Source organism: Chitinophaga filiformis, from assembly GCF_021646545.1.
Classification (GTDB): domain Bacteria; phylum Bacteroidota; class Bacteroidia; order Chitinophagales; family Chitinophagaceae; genus Chitinophaga; species Chitinophaga filiformis_A.
Map to the genome: position 1 here is coordinate 132,585 of NZ_JAKIRP010000007.1, position 18,563 is coordinate 151,147.

14 protein-coding genes are annotated in these 18,563 nt (G+C 44.4%); 7 read left to right on the forward strand and 7 right to left on the reverse strand.

Annotation, left to right across the window (positions count from 1 at the left end; translation table 11 throughout):
* Window positions 1–173: 173 nt before the first annotated feature.
* Window positions 174–842, reverse strand: a complete 669-nt coding sequence (locus L3C95_RS18550) for an NAD(P)H-dependent oxidoreductase (RefSeq protein ID WP_236389722.1) — start codon at window positions 840–842, stop codon at window positions 174–176.
* 101 nt (window positions 843–943) lie between these two features.
* On the opposite strand from L3C95_RS18550, the gene L3C95_RS18555 reads away from it, so the two are divergent.
* The gene (locus L3C95_RS18555; RefSeq protein ID WP_236389723.1) at window positions 944–1,327 is read left to right on the forward strand and encodes a winged helix-turn-helix transcriptional regulator; all 384 of its coding nucleotides are present in this window, start codon (window positions 944–946) and stop codon (window positions 1,325–1,327) included.
* On the opposite strand, the gene L3C95_RS18560 is transcribed toward L3C95_RS18555, so the two are convergent.
* The 5 genes from L3C95_RS18560 to L3C95_RS18580 form a co-directional block, all read right to left on the reverse strand.
* Complete coding sequence (locus L3C95_RS18560) at window positions 1,328–2,239, reverse strand: ADP-ribosylglycohydrolase family protein (RefSeq protein ID WP_236389726.1); 912 nt, start codon at window positions 2,237–2,239, stop codon at window positions 1,328–1,330.
* A gap of 117 nt (window positions 2,240–2,356) precedes the next feature.
* Window positions 2,357–2,548, reverse strand: a complete 192-nt coding sequence (locus L3C95_RS18565) for a hypothetical protein (RefSeq protein WP_236389729.1) — start codon at window positions 2,546–2,548, stop codon at window positions 2,357–2,359.
* A gap of 284 nt (window positions 2,549–2,832) precedes the next feature.
* Entirely contained in the window at window positions 2,833–3,372 is a 540-nt protein-coding gene (locus L3C95_RS18570; RefSeq protein WP_236389734.1) for a hypothetical protein, read from the reverse strand.
* A 302-nt stretch (window positions 3,373–3,674) separates the two neighbouring features.
* The gene (locus L3C95_RS18575; RefSeq protein WP_236389739.1) at window positions 3,675–5,486 is read right to left on the reverse strand and encodes a RagB/SusD family nutrient uptake outer membrane protein; all 1,812 of its coding nucleotides are present in this window, start codon (window positions 5,484–5,486) and stop codon (window positions 3,675–3,677) included.
* Between the two features lie 11 nt (window positions 5,487–5,497).
* Window positions 5,498–8,608 (reverse strand): SusC/RagA family TonB-linked outer membrane protein, encoded by a 3,111-nt coding sequence (locus L3C95_RS18580; RefSeq protein WP_236389741.1) that lies wholly within the window; start codon window positions 8,606–8,608, stop codon window positions 5,498–5,500.
* A gap of 603 nt (window positions 8,609–9,211) precedes the next feature.
* On the opposite strand from L3C95_RS18580, the gene L3C95_RS18585 reads away from it, so the two are divergent.
* Entirely contained in the window at window positions 9,212–10,642 is a 1,431-nt protein-coding gene (locus tag L3C95_RS18585) for a T9SS type A sorting domain-containing protein (protein ID WP_236389745.1), read from the forward strand.
* Between the two features lie 165 nt (window positions 10,643–10,807).
* Here L3C95_RS18585 and L3C95_RS18590 read toward each other — a convergent pair whose 3' ends face one another.
* On the reverse strand, window positions 10,808–11,542 hold the full coding sequence (locus L3C95_RS18590) for a hypothetical protein (protein ID WP_236389746.1): 735 nt from the start codon (window positions 11,540–11,542) through the stop codon (window positions 10,808–10,810).
* A 733-nt stretch (window positions 11,543–12,275) separates the two neighbouring features.
* Here L3C95_RS18590 and L3C95_RS18595 point away from each other — a divergent pair.
* The 5 genes from L3C95_RS18595 to L3C95_RS18615 all read left to right on the forward strand — a co-directional run bounded on the left by L3C95_RS18595 (window position 12,276) and on the right by L3C95_RS18615 (window position 18,500).
* Window positions 12,276–12,668, forward strand: coding sequence for a hypothetical protein (locus L3C95_RS18595; RefSeq protein ID WP_236389750.1), 393 nt, complete (start codon window positions 12,276–12,278; stop codon window positions 12,666–12,668).
* 483 nt (window positions 12,669–13,151) lie between these two features.
* The gene (locus L3C95_RS18600; RefSeq protein ID WP_236389752.1) at window positions 13,152–15,029 is read left to right on the forward strand and encodes a DUF4859 domain-containing protein; all 1,878 of its coding nucleotides are present in this window, start codon (window positions 13,152–13,154) and stop codon (window positions 15,027–15,029) included.
* Window positions 15,030–16,349: 1,320 nt separating this feature from the next.
* On the forward strand, window positions 16,350–16,649 hold the full coding sequence (locus L3C95_RS35255) for a hypothetical protein (RefSeq protein ID WP_410683392.1): 300 nt from the start codon (window positions 16,350–16,352) through the stop codon (window positions 16,647–16,649).
* A gap of 164 nt (window positions 16,650–16,813) precedes the next feature.
* Window positions 16,814–17,422, forward strand: a complete 609-nt coding sequence (locus L3C95_RS18610; protein ID WP_236389754.1) for a DinB family protein — start codon at window positions 16,814–16,816, stop codon at window positions 17,420–17,422.
* A 367-nt stretch (window positions 17,423–17,789) separates the two neighbouring features.
* Window positions 17,790–18,500 carry a hypothetical protein gene (locus tag L3C95_RS18615; protein ID WP_236389755.1) on the forward strand — a complete coding sequence of 237 codons (711 nt, stop codon included), beginning with the start codon at window positions 17,790–17,792 and terminating at the stop codon, window positions 18,498–18,500.
* Window positions 18,501–18,563 lie beyond the last annotated feature (63 nt).

The following is an 18,563-nucleotide window of genomic DNA, read 5'->3' on the forward strand; positions in this document are numbered from 1 at the left end:
TCATGCCCAATGCAGCAGTCGGGACGCCCGAAAAGGCCGTCAAAATTAGACAAAACTGTCGATGTGTGCATCAGCTATAACAAATTCACTTGCTTCAACAGGGGTACCGTTGAATGTTATGTAAACAACAAAACAGGTCATCTTTAGCAAATGACCTGTTACCTTACGAGTTACTAATAAACGTCAACATCTATCGGTTGTTCATCAAAAATATGCTTCAGTCTTTTTGCCCATTCGGCCAGTTCCAGTTCTCTTTGTGCCGTCGTCTGCCGGACAGGAGCGTATACCACCTGCGGACGAAGTACATCGAAGCCTGTAAATTGCAGCATACCACGGTGGATGGGTCTAAGCACACCATACAGATCTCCATGGAGCCCATTTTTGAGATACGCGTTTTCATTAGCGCCAACGGTCAGGGATAAAAAAGCCTTCTTACCTTTGAATACGCCATTTTCATAGAATCGCTCATTGCCATAAAACCGCCCCATGGCAAAAACACGGTCTACCCAGCCTTTAAGGATCCCTGGTACGGTAAACCACCACACGGGGAACTGCCAGATCATCAGGTCACACCATTCTACCTTTTGCTGCTCTATTTCTATATCGTCAGCAAAACCAGCGGTTTCCGTTGCATGTAGTTCTTCCAGCTGCTGCTTAAAAAAGCCAGCGTCGTAAGTGGTTTTGAAATTATTTCGCCCTGACACGGGATTAAATTCCTCCCGGTAGAGGTCTGATACTTTAACTTCGTGTCCTTCTTCTTCCAGTGTTTTAATAGCCTGTTTAAACATGGCGCCATTCATACTCTGCATTTCCGGATGGGCCAACACAATTAGTATTTTCATAATTTTATGTTGATTTTTCTGTTAACGCAGCAAAGGTAAATTGCGGTCAGTTACACTGTAACAGTACGGCTGATTGTATGTCTCACACAAAATTGTAAGTAATGGGTAAACGCAAGCCAACATCCACTAATGCACACAATCTTAAGAACCTGGTTGATTTTTGCGGAGCTGTATATGCCATAGACGTGCTGGGTGGCAGGTGGAAACTGGTTATTCTTTATAAACTGGAGAAACGAACGATGCGCTTCAGCGAACTGAAGGAGCATATCCCTGATATTTCTGACCGCATGCTCACACTGCATCTGCAGGAGCTGGAGAAAAGTGGTCTGATTATCAGAACAGTGTATGCGGAAGTACCTCCCAGAGTAGAATATACTTTATCGGAAAGCGCGCGGAAATTAGCGCCTATCTGGCAGCAGCTGGAAGAATGGGGCTTGCAGCACCGTGCGGTAATGGAGGAGGCTGGGGCGGTCCATCCAGACTAACTACTTCCAGAAAGGAGCCGCCTCCACCTTTTCCGTCTGCCTAACCCATTGTTGCGGAACAGTGTCGTCGGGAGCTGACAAAACCACAATGCTTCCTACTATCGCGGCAATAGTATCTCTGTCACCTAGTCCGCTTACAGCAGTCCAGATAGCTGCGGAAAAATCAAACGTGTAATTGGCCGCACACCATAATGCAAAAGGCACAGTGTCTTGGGCTGTTAGCCTTGTTCCATTACCTAATATCGATACGATAGTTCTGATGTCATAACTTATGGGAAGCGTCGCCGCTTTCTTCAGTTTGTATTTTATATCGCTTTCCGGGGTAAGCGCCACTACAAACTCGAAAAACTGCGCAGCGGAAAATGCTCGATCTAATTTCCCTTGTACACAAAAGCACGCCGCCAATGCGACAGCTATAGCGCCGGCAATCGCTTCCTCATGAGCATGCGTAACTGCTGCTGCAAGTCTTGCCTGTTCAGTCACCTTCTCAAAATCGTCATAGAAATACGCCCCAATCGGTCCTGAGCGCATAGCTGCGCCATTGCCCATTGAGCCCATGCCATCAAAGACAGCACGGCTGACTTCAGACCAATGTTCACCTGCTGCAATGGCTTTTAAAATAGTATGAGCAGTTCCGCCATAACCACGATAATCATCCAATAGATAATTATCAGCAAATTCTTTCGCCAACAGGTCCTGATCAATATGCCCATTTTTTGATAAGATATTGTAAACGCCGATACCCATTACCGTATCATCGGTAAAAAGCCAGTCGCCTTCCTGCAATATTTTCTCTTGTATCCTATTCGAAATTGTCTCCTCACGACCAAAGAACGTTTCGCCGAAGGCGTCTCCTATAGATAATCCGAGGAGAGATTGCCTGGCAAGATCGAGTCTGTCATTATGTGTCATACCCGATCAAATTATATCTTATTTACTTAATATCAAACTATCCAACATTAAAAGCGATGCAAAACGAAACATTCCGACACACGTTCAGAATTGTATCAAAACTCAGACGATGCCTGACTAAGCCACCTTCATGACACCAGGTCCTATTGCCCAGCTACCTGCTTCCACAAGTTTTATTCTGAACTCTTCATCATTTCCCTTATCTCCAATCATAATTGAATGCGCAATATTATTAGGCGCACCCGCCATTTCCGGATCACAGTAGATCGGATCATGCGCTATTTGTTGTTCTCTCCCGGGAAAGTTCATATTGCGAACAGCTCCTACGTTAAACTTATAGATACAAAATTTGTTCGGGTCTTTGGGTCTGCCAGTCCTAGTGTTAAACTGACGCCCAATTAGCGCCCGGGACGACTCTGCAGTGCAATACCTATCCCAGTCACAGCTTAAATTGTTACCTGTAACCGGAGTATTCCTAAATGCACTGGCCCTGGGCTTATGATCTTTTGAACTGATAAAATCCACGCCTACCCGACAGAAAACGTGGTCTTCATTTGGGATAAATAGTTTTTCCATATGTTGGTTACAAACAGTTACAAACAGTTTTTCATCCAGATAGCTAAATGCTCTTTTACTTCCCTGATGTCAACATTCCCTTTAATACTATCCTCATTTGCATATCTGTCACCATAAAATGATGCTTTTTGAGGATTTCTATTATTAAAGTTAATCAGCAATCTTCCCTTAGAAGTTCTCCATTCAAGGTCCATTGACCCATCCCGTAAAGGATTTATCTCTGGAAGTTCTAAAGGAACCTTATAATGCTGATTAATATAGCTGACATATGTCCTTAAAAAGGAGGTAGCATTCTCCCAGATAGCTTTATCTATCGGCAGCGCATCTTCTTCATCCCATCCTTCTTTGAGGCTTAAGATGTACCTGGATTGGTCAATAAGTTCGTCAACTTTGGATTTGTGCGTATATGCAACCTTTATTTCACCATCCTTTAGTTCTTGTTGCGGAGGAATGGGCGCCGGATGGTGCCAGAAGCGATACAGAGGAAAATTTGCCCGGGTAAAATTTCTCCACCCCTTTAAGAGAAATGAGCTGATTGTTGTTGTAATTTCTATCATAAAACTAAATTTTCTTTTTTAGAATTACTAGAATCTAACAAACATACATCTCATTCAAAGCGAAGCGATGATAATATTCCACAATATTAAATCTATCTAAACATAAAACAAAAAATAAAATAAATTTTTTCCCAACAATTTCAAGCGCGCACCATCTTGTACCTGCTTCACAATTCCAAACCCCGAATCACCTCTGGCTAATCGTAAATAAACTAAAGCCCTCCGGTCTGTACAGCCACGCTTTTCCATACAGTAAAAAAAAGGCCCGGCAGTTTTTGCCAGGCCTTTTTGATCATCTACCATCAATAATTTGGATTCTGATAATAGCTTCCTCCTGACTCCAGTGTATTCAGGAACTCCGTGGGAATAGGCCGCACTTCATGCTGATTATCGGTAAAGAACTGACCAACATCCGGATTGGTATTCATCAGGTAAGCCTTATTCAGTTTCTTAGTTCGTTTCAGATCATAGAACCTTACATATTCCCCGCATAACTCCCGCGCGCGTTCATCCAATACCGTCTGAACCGTTACAACCCCGGATACCGGAATAGCGCCTGCCCTGGTCCTGATCTTATTGATATATTGCGCTGCATTTCCCCCTCCATTGGCGTATATATCAGCTTCTGCAGCGATCAGATAAACTTCCGGCATCCGCATCATAAACGTCGCGTTTAAGTTACCATAGCGGTTATTTGATGCATTATTCGTATAGTAGTTACTGCTATTATGCTTGCTGAGGGACGGGTAAAAGCTGAAGAAAGGATTTGTAGTTAATGTTCCTCCGCCATCCAATGGCCTGTTCACCCGGTTGTACTGCATTTTCACCGATTTCTTTGCGGCGTCATAAACATCTGCATAATCCACGATGAGGTATGGTTGAGAGAGTTTGTCTGCCACCCTGGTAGCATAATCCGGATCATTCGGATGAACGAAATCAATAGCCGGATCTCCCTGGGCAAGTGCAGTGCTGTTCGTTATTGCCGTGGAACGGTCAAAGATCTTCAATGCAGCATCTGTCCATGTATAAGAGGGCTTATTGACCGTCCATGAAGTCTGAAATGATTTATGATACCGGGGATCCAGCGTTCCATTTTCCTGTATATATAAGTTCAGCAAATGGGCGCTCGGCATGAACTGTCCGCCGGAACGACGGCCCCACGTCGTATAGTCTGCTCCCTGTTGCTGTATGGCGCCAAAATCCGTTACCACGCAATAAAACAACTCACTGTTCATATTCATATTCCAGGCACTATTGCTTACACCTCCCACCACATAACGATGTGACCATAAAGCTTCCCTGTTGCTGTAATTATTCGCTTCCAGGAACACCTCATCGAATGTAGGATAGAGGTAAGTATTATACTTGCTGCCGCCGCTTTCACAATCATCAATGAGCAGTTTCGCTGTCTCAAGTGCTTTCGCTGCCATCGACTTTGTTTCATCGTATTCAACGGTCTGCAGATAAGCCCTGGCCAGGAAACCCAGTGCAGCCTTTTTGGAAGGCTTCGTGGTCCCATTGTTAAGCGGCAGCCACTCCACAGCAAATTGCAGATCAGGAATGATCAGGTTCTTATAGATATCCAGCGGGGCTGCTCTTTCGGGATGCAGATTGACAGTAGCAACGGGCGCAGTAGTGAGCGTTACGCCACCGAACTGCTCCACCAGATTATAATAGTACATCGCACGCAGGAAATAGGCTTCTGCTACCATTTCATTCTTCTTTTCCGGCGTTGTGAACGGAGCAATATCAGCATATTTGATAGCAGTATTGCAGGAACCTATTCCGTCATAACAGGCATTCCATACCCCATTTCCCATGGTCAGGCTCATGGCAGCGCCAGCGCCGTATTTAAAGAACTGGGCGAATTGTACGTTGTTCTTCTGATACGTCCACAGATCAGTCCCTGCTTCACAGAGCATCATCCATTGGTTATACCCATATAACTGGCGCTCCATACCGAAATAACAGTTGTTGACCAGATTCCTGTATCCATCAACGGAGGATGCAGCTACCGATTCTATCGTAAATCCGGATGGGTTCACTTCTTCCAGCGAGCAGGAAGAAAGAACGGTGAGCATTGAGAACAGCAGTAGTAATATTTTATGTTTCATTTTTCGCAGCATTAAAAGGTGACATTCATACCAAATACAAAAGTGGCAAACAGCGGAAAGGAGTCTGAGCCTCCCGTTTCAGGGTCTGTTCCTCTTAAATCCTTATTCTTAGTATATATCAGCGGATTGTAGGCAGTGGTATAGATACGGCCTTTTTTCATGTGTGTATATTTCATCACCCTTCCAGGGAAGGTATAACCTAATGTAATTGTCTTCACTTTAATGAAAGATCCGTCCACATACCTGAGAGAGGCTATCCCGGTTGTGCTGCTGATACCAGGACGAGGGTAACGGGCAGATTGATGCTCAGGCGTCCAGTAATCAATACCCGCTGGTTGTCCGTCGTCAGTAGTGGAATACCATCCCAGCAGACTGCTGTTGATCATTTGACCCCAACGTATCATTGTAAATAAACCCAGATCCAAGTTCCGGTAAGTAAAATTGTTATTGATGCCCAGCAGCCATTTAGGCACTGCCGAGCCGAGTATCATACGGTCATTGTCTGAATACGGATGTACGCCTTTATCACCCACCCCATTTGCGTCAAACTTTTCTTTAGTAGCAACCTTTACAAAGCCCGGCTTAGCACCGTATAAAGTGGCCGTGGCCTCCTCATTCGAAGACCAGATGCCGAGATATCTGTAGTCGTAGTGCGTGTCGATCGGTTCGCCGACAAACAGTTTTTCGGCAATTACATTGCCATTCGGCAGACTGACAATCTGCTCTTTATTCTTTGTAAAAGAAAAAGCGGTGTTCCATTCAAAATTACGCTGGACGATGTTACGCGTTCTGAGCGTGATCTCCAATCCTTTGTTGTTCGTCTCTCCGATGTTCTGCCACATGGTCATCGGAGATGCCCATGCCGTCAGTCCGGAGGTGATGGGCAATGTACGTTTGAAGAGCAGCCCTTTGGTAGTAGTATTATACGCATCAAAGGCAAGGTCCACACGGCCTTTCCACAATGACAGGTCTATTCCGAGGTTCAGGTTATAGCTTCTCTCCCAGCTGATAAGCGGATTGGAATAGGTACCATAATTCTGGACATTGGGTACCAGCTGACCGTCCAGGGAGATCACCTGGTACATATAGGCTTGTGTTTTGGAAGAATATGCAGACATACCGCCCGAGTTACCGGTCACACCGTATCCCGCACGCAGTTTCAGGTCGCTGAGCCAGGTGGTCGTAGCGCTCATAAAAGGTTCATCTGAGATACGCCATGCTACAGCGGCTGCCGGGAAGGCGCTCCATTTGTGCCCTTCGGCCAGATGAGAAACGCCATCCCACCTGTTGGTAAGGGTCAGCAGGTATTTTCCCCTGTAGCTGTAATTGATCCTGCCGGCGAAAGACATCCTTTGTCTTTGTTCATAGGAGGAGGCATTCCCCGTCTTCTGGGTGCCATTTCCAATGTTATAGAACAGATAATAATCCAGTGCCTGCCCCTGGCCGAGGGAATTGTTGTAATCGGCACTGTTCTTTGCCCAGGAGGTAATGCCGGTCAGCGTCAATTGATGGTCGGCCGCAAATGTTTTGTTGTAAGTCAGAATATTCTCCCAGGTATACCCATAACTGAATCCATTATAGATCGCCGCCAAAGGTGCGGCATAACCTGACACCACATTAGACACTGCCTGCTTACCCCAGTATTTCCCGTTCCGGTAGTTATTGAGCGTAGCACCCATCACAGAACGGAAAGACAGGTCCTTCAGCGGCTTAAGCTCTACATAACCATTCAGGTTGGCAAAAGTAGTTCTGGTATTATCTGCGAACTGATTGGGCAGCTGGTCGCCGAGCGGTGTTGTTTCACCGGTTACATATACAGTGTTGATATTCCCGTGCTCGTCGTAAGGATCTCCCAAAGGGAGCGCCGACAACGACTTTGTGAAGATGTTCTTCGCGCGCAGATTCGAAATCGTATAGTTCACGTTGATATTCGTACCTATCTTCGCCCATTTGGTGGCATCATGACCGAGGTTCATTCTCACGCCATAACGTTTCTGGTTCTCATTACTCAGTATGCCCTCCTCTTTGGTATAGATAAAGGAAGTGTATATCTTAGTTTTCGCGCTGCCATCTGTAAACGATAGATTATACTTCTGTTGTGTAGCAGCGTTGTCAGTGATCAATCCCACCCAATCGATCCATTTATTCCTGTTGTAGGCATCGAGTACTGCTTCGGTGGTAAAGACCTGCGACATATCCTGCGGGTATTCTCCATTTACAGTACGATACAATTCCCGGCGATATTTCACGTACTCATCTCCTGTCATGCCGTGGAAGAAATGCGGGCTGCCGCTCAGTCCATAAAAGACATCCAGGTTCATTGACGACTTGTTCGTCTTTCCCTTTTTTGTGGTGATGATAACAACCCCATTGGAACCTGCTGAGCCGTAAATCGCGGTGGAGGATGCATCTTTCAGGATGTCTATACTCGCAATATCAGAAGGGTTTATCTGGTCGTATGTACTCTGGATACCATCTACAATAAACAGCGGAGAGTTGTCGCCATAAATGGAGCGACTGCCACGCAGCAGGATATCCACGTTGGTACCCACGGCGCCGGAACTTCTCATGATGTCCATACCGGCCACTTTTCCCTGCAGGGCTTCCATCACGTTGTTGACAGGAGTAGCCGTGATATCTGCCGCTTTGATAGACACCACGCTACCTGTGAGGTCCCGCTTTTTTACAGTACCATAAGCGATAACCACACTTTCGCCTAATTCCTTTACTGTCGGGCTTAGTGTAATGTTCAGATACGGTTGCTCGCCGGCGGTCACCTGTAAACCATCCCCATCAGTATCTTTCACAGCCGCTGCTGTATATCCCTGGCCGGACCGGCTGACCGCAATCTCCATGACATTGTACCCTACACTGGATATTACCAGCAAAGCATTTTCCGGAACAGGAGAAAGTGTAAAAGTACCTTCTGTATTGGTAAGCGTTCCTACATTAGACCCTTTTACCCGGACGGAAACGGCGATCAATGGGTTGCCATCTTTATCGATGATCTTTCCCTTAACGGTTACAGGAGGATCCGCGGGTTGCTTAAGCGGAAGTGGTGGGCTGGCATAAGCGCCGAGGACGCAAATGGCCGTAACAAGCAGCATTGTTAGTTTTTTCATAGACGTTATTTTATTACTAGCATGATAAATTTGCATGGATCATCGCATGCGTATGGCATGGCTGGTTGGGCTATTTCCGTGGAATTACAGCAATAGGTTTTCTCATCCCTGATACCGGGCAACACTCATAACATGGAATTTCTACACGGCCTTATTCTCAAACGGCCCTTCTGATGATAAAAATAATAAATTGGGTGTAAATATGACACTCTTCGGACTAATTTTCGCTGTGGATGATAAGCGACGGCTTACGGAGAGATAGCCGGTCGCATACGGTACTGCCATATTACTGATATAAAAGTGGATTTTCAGACCTGATGTGATCCGGGCAAGCATCTTTTTATGTCTTATAACATATGACAGGCACCAACGGAACAGAAAAAAAGGGCGTCCTTTTGCGTTGAATATCAACCGCTGCAAATACCGCCCGTATCACCTGCTGTGTATGACAATGCTAATGTTAGCAGCTTTATTATACGGACTGTCCGCTGCAATAACATTACAGCAATAATTAGTAACTTACATGAGATATCCGTTCAGATCAACCTATAAAAACGTTCAACCCGAAACACTCACTTCACATAAACCCAAACCATCAATTTTATGAAAAAACTTTTACTCAATTTGTTAGCTATTGTATTCGCATGCACTTCCTTAAGGGCGGCGTCCAACATGGCAGATACGACCTTGCCCTGTGTATCTGCCTATGAGCCAAACAATACAGACGAAACAGCCGCATTGATACCGGTGAATACCGACATTCAAGGCGCGCTTCCTTCGGGCGATGCTGATACTTATTATATCAATGCCCCGGCTAATTCGCAGATACACATCACCCTGCATAATCCAGCCGCGAACACGTATTTTGGGATTTACAACAACGACACAGGAGAATATGACTGGGCACTTGATGAAGGTGTCGACGTCGCTCTCAATTTCAACACCATCGGAGGAAAATGTTATATCTATGTGACCGCATACGGGGAACCATCCGAAAGCTGCTATACATTGAATGTTGGACTGGCAACTCCCCCACTCTGCCCGGACACTTTTGAGTACAACGATGTATTGGATTCTGCGAAGACTATTGCTATCGGACAAACAGTCTCAGGTAGGATCTCAGATTACGTTGACAGAGATTACTTCAAATTTACGATCGACACGCCGTCCACCATTAGCGCGTATATGACTAATGTTGTTTCAGAATATTTACAGTTCGACCTTAAAAATGCTAATGGTATACTTCTCCGTTCAGGTGTATATGATGCAGCCAATAAAACCAAACATCTCTTCCAGTACGGATTATCTGCAGGCACTTACTACCTGGAAACCAGTAGTCAGGGATGGGCCATCAGTCCGGAGTGTTATCAGCTGACCGTCAACACCCAACCATCACAGGAATGTGCAGATTGGTACGAGCCTAATAATAACGACCTGGAAGCCCCCGAAATATCTCTGAATACTGACTATATTTCCAAACTACAGGATAATGACTTCTATCTGTTCTTTGTTCCTTCAGGCACACATTACTTTGAGGTAAGAGTGGATGGCCTCTGGCCCAATTGCCGGGTACACCTGACAGACTACTGGCTTACCGGAGTTGGATTCGATCATGTGGGATACAATGAAGATTATGGTTCTGTAGAAGTGTTCAATGGAGGAGGCGAGTATTATATCGTAGAAGTAGATCCTTACACAGGTGGAACATCATCCGATAAGTGTTATAAGCTGAGAATAAATGTGCCCGGAGCCGCCGCCCGGACAGCAGCCCCCATCGCCAGTGAGCTTATCACACCTGTTAAATTATATCCGGTACCAACGACAGGCAAAGTCTTTATGGAGATTCATACCAAAGGTGAAAAAGAAAAATATATCACTGTATCTGATCTCAGCGGCCGTGTTATCTCAAGGCAGAAGTATGGCGTGGCAGATGGTCTTAATAAGCTGGAAATCACATTGCCATCAACACTTGCCAATGGCGTCTACGTGATCTCCGATGGCAAACTATCAAAAAAGATCCTGGTGAGACGTTAATCATCTGAAATAATCACCTGTGCTGACGAAATAAGCAGGAATGCCTCCTGCTATTGAAAACTAAGTTAGTAGTGATATCAAAAATAAATAGCCATCTGAAAAATATCAGATGGCTATTTATTTTTTGCAATAAAATGTCTGTTATTATTGGGTAATAAGTAAATATTAAACCCTTTCCTTGTCCAGGAACCATTGTATAAATTCCCCCTCCTCGCCTCCTACTTCTATAGCATACTCAGTATATCTGTCACTATCTTCGGCTCCAACGGGATAGATAGTCAATGACTCATTGATAGGTTTATAATCTGTATAATCATATGCGTACCAGATCGTCTTGATCTCACTGAAATATCTGCTGATCAACTCATCTGCGGTCATTGTCTCTTTAAACCAGTTAGACCCCAGTTTAATGAGATAAGCCGTCCAGTCATATACCAAAGCTTTATCCCGTAGTTTATGTGCTTCCCGTATCAGGTGCAAGCCAAGATCATACTCGCTCATTAATTCCAGCGCTCCCTCATCTTTCCTTAACGGAGAACCATAGTCAATATAGATCTTGCGGGTTTCATTTTCCAGGTAAGCCACTACATCGTTCTTCTCACTCCATCTTTTCTTTATATCGCGGTTAATGAATACAATGTCATCTTTCTTCTTGAGCTGCTTTTCGAACCAGGCTTCATTTCCTTCATAATCCGGATGTTCCGTATAGTCAATTGCTCTTGTATACCCGGTTTTCAACAAGATGGGCATCACCCTGAAATTTGTAAACTTACAATCATATTGGTTCTGTATAGCATACAGGTTACCGATCAGTTGTACTTTATGTTCGTTTGTCCCTTCTGTCTTGTCCACAAAATTTATGCTTTCTTCTACCAGGGCTTCTATTTCCCACATTGACATGGCTGTATGCTTGCTGATTTAAACTTTAATAACGAAATATATTTATTTAGACGCGCTGCCGGCGCGGATTTTTCTAAGGATACCAGGTAAACACAAACGACAAACATGCTTGCTTATTCAATTCGTACCTTCTGATCACTTCACAAAAGTAAGCAGAAAAGTAATGCGGGTTATACGCATTTTACTACATCACAAAAGGAACTAATCAACTGATTTACAAATAATTAAAGGCCACACAATCTTAAAAGCTCCCAACAGCGACAATCCGGTTTCTGTTGGGTAAATATTCGAAAGCGGGGTTTGTCTTAGTCAGAAACCACGGGCGAGATTCGGTTGACCTTCGGTCGAGGTAGCCTCATCCTCCCTTCATCTTCCGTTCCGGAACGGAAGATGAAGGGAGGATGAGGCTACCTCGACCGAAGGTCAACTATATCTCAAATACATAAAAACAATCGGACTCACTTCGGTACCAATCCGGTACCAACGGTGTACCAATAGTCTCATCTTATGTTAAACTTACGTTCAAGACGTAAGATGAACATAAGATGAGACTATTGGTACACCGTTGGTACCGAAGTGGTACTCTAGAGATAACAAAAAACACCTCCATCAGCCATTGCGTAAAAATGACGAAATAAGTTTGCCAGGTTCAATATGTTTACGTATTTTCATTACGTCAAAAAAACGTAATAGTTTTTCAAACCCATTCCCCCACGTTTAAAAAATTCCATTTATGAAAAAATTAACTGCAATTCTTACCGTAGCTTTTTTTATGCTGTTTTCATTTAACGGTTATGCTCAAGCTGGCAACAAACCCGATTATTTCGTTGGCAAATGGGATGTAACCGTAATAGGTACGCCACAGGGCGATGCTGTCATGAAAGTAGATTTAAAACGAAACGAGGGGAAATTAACGGGAAACATCCTCACCCAATCTGGTACTGAGCCTGCTGCTATCAGCAAGATAGAAGAAGCAGATGGATCGGTTAAGCTCTATTTTACTGCCAGCGGGTATGATGTATTCCTCCTATTGCAGAAGAAGGACGATGATCATGTTACCGGTAATCTGCTGGAAATGTTTGAAGCAAAAGGCGTCCGGGTAAAAGCAGAAGAGACAAAATCCTAGCGTGTCATACACACGTTAACTAAACCCAATACCCATTTCAACGGTGGACACAAAGGCGAAAGGCGCCACAACCTGCCCAGCATTCACAAGACTTTCTTTACAATTGAAGCTACCTTACCGGTAGCTTTTTTCATTTTCGACTATAAAAAAAATCGATACGGCTACAGCTGCTTTTCGCCCGTTTCAGAGCTGTCTGTCATGGTGCACTTTGCTTGCCGATTGGCAAAAGTGTTAAGATATAGCTGTTAAGCGTTAAAATAATGGTTGATAGGTATATCCCTATTTTCTTAATTTCACACTAATCAAGTGTTGATCTGACATTTAATAATACTGACTTGTAGCTGCCTACGCTGGATATGTAACGAACAATAGAATCTTCATCACTGCCCTCAAGCTACTGGCCTGTTCCGACAAAACCCGGAACACCCGGCTGTGTTATTTAATATTCGGCCCAAATATATAACCCTTATCAATTTAATCTTTATGAAAATTAACCTTGTTTTTATCAATCGAAGAGGACGCGGCTTCCTCTGCAACTATTTACTGTATGCACTATCCTGCCTTGCTTTGCTCTTTGCTTCGTGTAAAAAAGATCCTCCGGAAAAAGCAGATGACAGCAATCCTAAAAAGCAAGAGCTGGCAGCGCTGTCCATTTACAAGCCGGCTGAATTTGGCAATATGGACTACAATGACAGCACAAGTACCTGGAGCTACAAACGTAGCCGGCAATCAACGCATTTTATTGTGTTCTGGGACAAAAAGTACCTGCACCATGACCCGGGATCGCAAAGTATCCCCAGCGCATATCGTGTAAATATTGATGATCTGCTGGCTAAGGCCGAGTCGTTCTATGAACATAATGTGACAGAACTTAAGTTTGCAGAAGTAGGCACAGGAAAATCGAACCTGGATAAATATAAAATAATGATCTTCCTGTACTACCAGGACCAATGGCTGGCTACCGGTGCAGGTTATGATGACGTGATCGGGGCGCTTTGGGTGAGTCCGAATACATGTCAGCCTGTAGGATCCACCATCGCCCATGAGATCGGGCACAGCTTCCAGTACCAGGTCTTCTGCGATATAAAGAACGGCTCCGGTTTCCGTTATGGTTTCGGCGGAAATGGCGGCAATGGGTTCTGGGAACAAACCGCACAATGGCAGTCATTCCAGAGTTATCCTAAAGAAGCATTTACATCCTATTACTTCGGCCAATATGTGCAGAATTACCATCGTCACATCATTCACGAATTGCCTCGCTATGCTAATTATTTCATACACTATTACTGGACGCATAAACGTGGCATCGAAATGATCGGTAAGCTCTGGCGTGGGGCGAGACAACCAGAAGACCCCGTTCAGGCATATATGCGGCTGACAGGTATAACAACTGAACAATTCAATGATGAGATCTATGACGCTGCCACCCGGTTGACAACGTTTGATATGGATGCCATCAGGGAGAATGGAAAAAATTACATTGGCAGGCATACCTATAAGCTGAATCAGCTGACAGACGGTAGTTTCCAGGTTGCGTATGACCATTGCCCGGGTACAACCGGCTATAATGTTATTCCTTTAAATGTTCCTGCCGGAGGAACAGTAATATCGGCCGCTTTTACAGGACTCCCCAATGCAGCGGGCTACAATCCGGTTGATGCCGGACGGGCCGGATGGCGTTATGGCTATGTGGCTTTACTTCAAAATGGTACAAGAGTATATAGCAGTATGTCACGAGGTACGGCTGGCAATGCATCGTTTACCGTTCCGGCTGGCTGCAGTAAACTATGGTTCGTCGTAACGGGTGCTCCCACGATCTATTCGCCTCATGCATGGGATGATAATGAGAGCAATGATGAACAATGGCCATACAAGGTGAAATTCAATTATACTAATGTATTAGGTTACATTGATCTGGATGAAAATGCAACACCTAAGGATACCACTTTTACCTATGATGTTAGCTTCCCGTTGGACATGACTGCTTACTCAGGAAAATCAGTCTCTGTCGATCTGACAAAATTAGCTACTGCTCTCGCACTGCAACCTTCCAGGATCACCGAACTAATGGGTAGTTCAATTAAATTCTATGCTGTTGAAAGTAATGGTGTGCTCAATGCCACCACAACGGCAAATGGTTATGGCCATTGGTTTAATGCACAGGGAAATGTCACCACCTGGGGAACCAATGCCCGTGTATTCTCTGAATATGATGCATCTGCCCATGTTTTCTCAATAGGTCAGTATCCCGGCCAAAATTCCGTCGGGAACAGGTACACCATCCGGCAGGCACTGGTCTACGAATATGCGCCAACGAAGAAAGCACAGGTCACCTTTACATTTAATGTCAGAATAGAATAGCCCATAGCTAATTTTGATGTGGCTTATCCTGGTTCGTTGTTACATTCCATGGAACCACGATAAGCCACATCAATATGCTTCCAGCCGTAGATCATAACTAACCGGGATTATACCGTTTTCCCGGCATCCGCTCTTTCCCCTGGAGTTCCCAACAGTCGCTGAAAGGATGTTATTGTGTTCTACCTTTGAACAATACCGGGTTTGCAGGCACAAATAAACATATAAAATTTTATCGCTTTGATACCATTGCAAAGTATCCATCTATCACTATCTTGCATTGAGAACCTATATTGATGTCAACTCCATATCAGCTACGATGGACACGCCAGCAAGAATAATTAATTTCAGCATTTAAATAAACGTATAATGTTTGACGAATCCGCAAAAGACAATCTACAGAAAGAATGGAACGAAAAAGGAGCAGCATATGCCAGGGCTGTAAATGAAATGGTTACATTCGGTGAACAACATGGCTGGGAAAATTGGAAAGGGAATGACCCCATAGATGAAAGAGCACACCTGGCAGATCAGGTTATCCAGCTTTTAAGAGACGCTAATGAAAAAGGAACAGTAACCGCATTCAGGAAAGCATTTCCTCCTGCCAGTGTCCCCCTTGCCCGCTACGTACAAAAACAAGGACAAGGCATTCGCGATATCCACTTTATTGAAGGCAGCAAGATCGTTTTCGTTACAGGGGCTCCCTATGAGGACAGGCAGGCCTATATATTGGACAACGACAACCTGATCAAGCTGGATGAGAGTATATATACAATAGGCAAGTCGAAGCAGGGAAATATTTTCGCTGTTGAAAGGGACAATACGATCGTGACTACACGTGGATGGCAGGGTGAGATCATCTGTGAATTTACGCTTCGTGAAACTGCAGATATCAACATTACAGAACTTGTGCCTTTCAATGATGGAAAAAAACTCTTACTCGTGAGTACCGCAGGGATCTTTCTGATAGATGAGAACGGGGAAAAACGCATTCATCCGGAAAATAACGGCAATAAGGCAGGCAAGACGCCCGACATTGACATGGAAAACGCCACCTTGTCCCATAATAACGATTTCATTGTGGTGGGCGATCAGGGCAGTGATCACAGAGTACTGGATACCGAAGGCAGGGCGATCGGCATTCTCGGTCCGCAATCATCCTATCCCCACTACTGTCTCTTTTCAAAAGACGATGAACAGCTTATTACCAACTCCTGTCATTTCTATAATGGTATTACCATCGGTGTTAAATCGGCGTTACTGAACGGACTAAAAATTGAACCCTATACGGAGAGTGATAAATATGTAGTGATTGACGAAGAAATGCGTGTATACGCGGGACTATCAACTGCTGATCATTACATCCTGGCCGATGCATACGGGTATATAAGAGCGATAGATAAGCAAGGCAAAAAGTTATGGCGGCATTATCTGGGCTCGACCATTTCTGGAATGGCAATATCGGATGATGGAACAACATTGTGGGTAGGTGCTTATTCCGGTATCCTGCATAAACTCAAATTGCAGGCAGGACAGGATGAACATACCATCGGAAACGGCAATCACCAGGAAGCCTTCCGGCTGCTGCTTTGGAAAGATGAACCGAAGCCGCTGTTCTGGTAAACCATACAAGTGTTAATTTATGCCGGGGCGTATCTGACTGGTTGCAGTGGAGACACTGGATACTATTTTGTCCGATTCGCCCCTTTTTTTGTCTTTTTCGCCCCATGCAGGAATCTGAATAAGGTGGTAACTTTGCTGCTAATAATCACCACCAATTGCTCATTATGAAAAAGATACTTTTCTTCGCAGTCACCCTGGCTGCATTTGCATTTATAGCTCCGGGCGATCCACTTACCAAAAAGGAAAGAAAGGAAGCTATCGATTTATTGAAGAGCACAGAGAACGATCTGCTGCAGGAAGTACAAGGACTCAGTGAAGCACAATTGAAATACAAACCTGCCCCTGACCGCTGGAGCGTGGAAGAATGCGTGATCCATATTGCTACCACAGAACAGATGTTATGGGAAACCACAGATGCCGGCATCAAGCAAGCGGCCAATCCTGAGAAGCGTTCGGAAATAAAAATGACCGATGAACAGGTTGTGAAGGGAGTAGAAGACCGCTCGCAAAAAAGACAGACATTCGATAAGCTGAAACCAGAGAACTCGCCTTTCAAATCCATGACTGAAGCACTGGAAAGTCTGAAAAACAGCCGTGAAAAGCTCACCAGCTATGTTAAGTCAACCCCCGACGACCTGCGCAGCCATGTGCTCACCATGCCGTTTGGCAGCCTGGATTCCTACCAGATGATCCTGTTCATAGCAGCGCATAATGCAAGGCATACGCTGCAGATCAAGGAAGTGAAGGCTGATCCGGGTTTTCCTAAGAGTTAAGTTTTTTTGATTTCGTTAGTGTTACAATCAGAGCTTCCGTTGTTGTTCCTTGCTACCGACAACGGAAGTCTTGCAATAAGTACCCCATCCTATCTATCATATAAATCCTGCATTAAGCACCCCTGCTGGAAGTGAATACCGACACGGCGAACGGCTACCGTATATTCAATAGCTATAACAGACAAAAAAGTGACATATATTTTCCCTAGCTTTATCCAATAATTTCCTGAACCTGTTTCATGTTACTTCCTGCCATTCTTTTGGCAGCTGTTAAACCCATCAGACTTTTCTTACATAAACAAAGCTGTAGTATCAGCTTTTTAGTACTTACAAAAAAGTTCACCCTATAAATAAAAATAAAATTTCCATGAAAACACTAATCAAGCTATTTGTCGTGTCAGGTCTATCTGCTTGCCTCTTCACGTCTTGTATTAAAAATGCCGTTAAGGATATCAGTATTAAAAACGAGACTACTGATAAAAGCACAATCAGCCCACCCACTATATTAGGAACATGTGATGCCGAGAATTTCTATTTTTTTGAAAACGGCGTGGAAGATCCACCGTTCTCCTTTGGTGTGCAGATCAATAGCACCGGCTGGAGTTCTGCAATTGTGGGTGTTAAAGAATACAACTCAACAGGCCCATTTACAAATTATCCCATTACAACGCCTACCAACAATATCGTAACTATAGCTACGGGAATAGACAATCTGAAGACGTATGATATTCAGCTAACACTCACTTGTTCCGATGGTACGATTAGCACATCCGCTATCCGGCACGACCAGATAAAGGGTTATGATGTAGGAACCAGTCCGACCAACAACGTTACGGTAACCACAAGTTCGTCGCCCGGATCGATCACAGTGAGGAACAATTTCAATTTTCCCATTTATGTAGGCTTGTCTCAGGTGATAAATAGTATGACAGTAGTCATAAGTGGTCCACAACAGCTGGCGGCAGGTGCACAGTTATCTTATCCTTCACTCGCTGCAAGCCGGTATGGAGTGATGCTAAATAAGTTTGAAACCTTCCCTGGCCAATCAGCTTTTACCCGGTTTGTAACTATTCGGTGATCTTTCGCGGATGAAGCCCTACGCAGGTATTTGAATAATCTTAGCCCTTTTGTTGTTCTTTCC

Excerpts from the sequence above, each read along its gene's own strand:
- L3C95_RS18550 (WP_236389722.1), bottom strand. The coding sequence starts at position 842 with ATGAAAATACTAATTGTGTTGGCCCATCCGGAAATGCAGAGTATGAAT.
- L3C95_RS18555 (WP_236389723.1), top strand. The coding sequence starts at position 944 with ATGGGTAAACGCAAGCCAACATCCACTAATGCACACAATCTTAAGAAC.
- L3C95_RS18560 (WP_236389726.1), bottom strand. The coding sequence starts at position 2,239 with ATGACACATAATGACAGACTCGATCTTGCCAGGCAATCTCTCCTCGGA.
- L3C95_RS18565 (WP_236389729.1), bottom strand. The coding sequence starts at position 2,548 with ATGAACTTTCCCGGGAGAGAACAACAAATAGCGCATGATCCGATCTAC.
- L3C95_RS18570 (WP_236389734.1), bottom strand. The coding sequence starts at position 3,372 with ATGATAGAAATTACAACAACAATCAGCTCATTTCTCTTAAAGGGGTGG.
- L3C95_RS18575 (WP_236389739.1), bottom strand. The coding sequence starts at position 5,486 with ATGAAACATAAAATATTACTACTGCTGTTCTCAATGCTCACCGTTCTT.
- L3C95_RS18580 (WP_236389741.1), bottom strand. The coding sequence starts at position 8,608 with ATGAAAAAACTAACAATGCTGCTTGTTACGGCCATTTGCGTCCTCGGC.
- L3C95_RS18585 (WP_236389745.1), top strand. The coding sequence starts at position 9,212 with ATGAAAAAACTTTTACTCAATTTGTTAGCTATTGTATTCGCATGCACT.
- L3C95_RS18590 (WP_236389746.1), bottom strand. The coding sequence starts at position 11,542 with ATGTCAATGTGGGAAATAGAAGCCCTGGTAGAAGAAAGCATAAATTTT.
- L3C95_RS18595 (WP_236389750.1), top strand. The coding sequence starts at position 12,276 with ATGAAAAAATTAACTGCAATTCTTACCGTAGCTTTTTTTATGCTGTTT.
- L3C95_RS18600 (WP_236389752.1), top strand. The coding sequence starts at position 13,152 with ATGAAAATTAACCTTGTTTTTATCAATCGAAGAGGACGCGGCTTCCTC.
- L3C95_RS35255 (WP_410683392.1), top strand. The coding sequence starts at position 16,350 with ATGCGTGTATACGCGGGACTATCAACTGCTGATCATTACATCCTGGCC.
- L3C95_RS18610 (WP_236389754.1), top strand. The coding sequence starts at position 16,814 with ATGAAAAAGATACTTTTCTTCGCAGTCACCCTGGCTGCATTTGCATTT.
- L3C95_RS18615 (WP_236389755.1), top strand. The coding sequence starts at position 17,790 with ATGAAAACACTAATCAAGCTATTTGTCGTGTCAGGTCTATCTGCTTGC.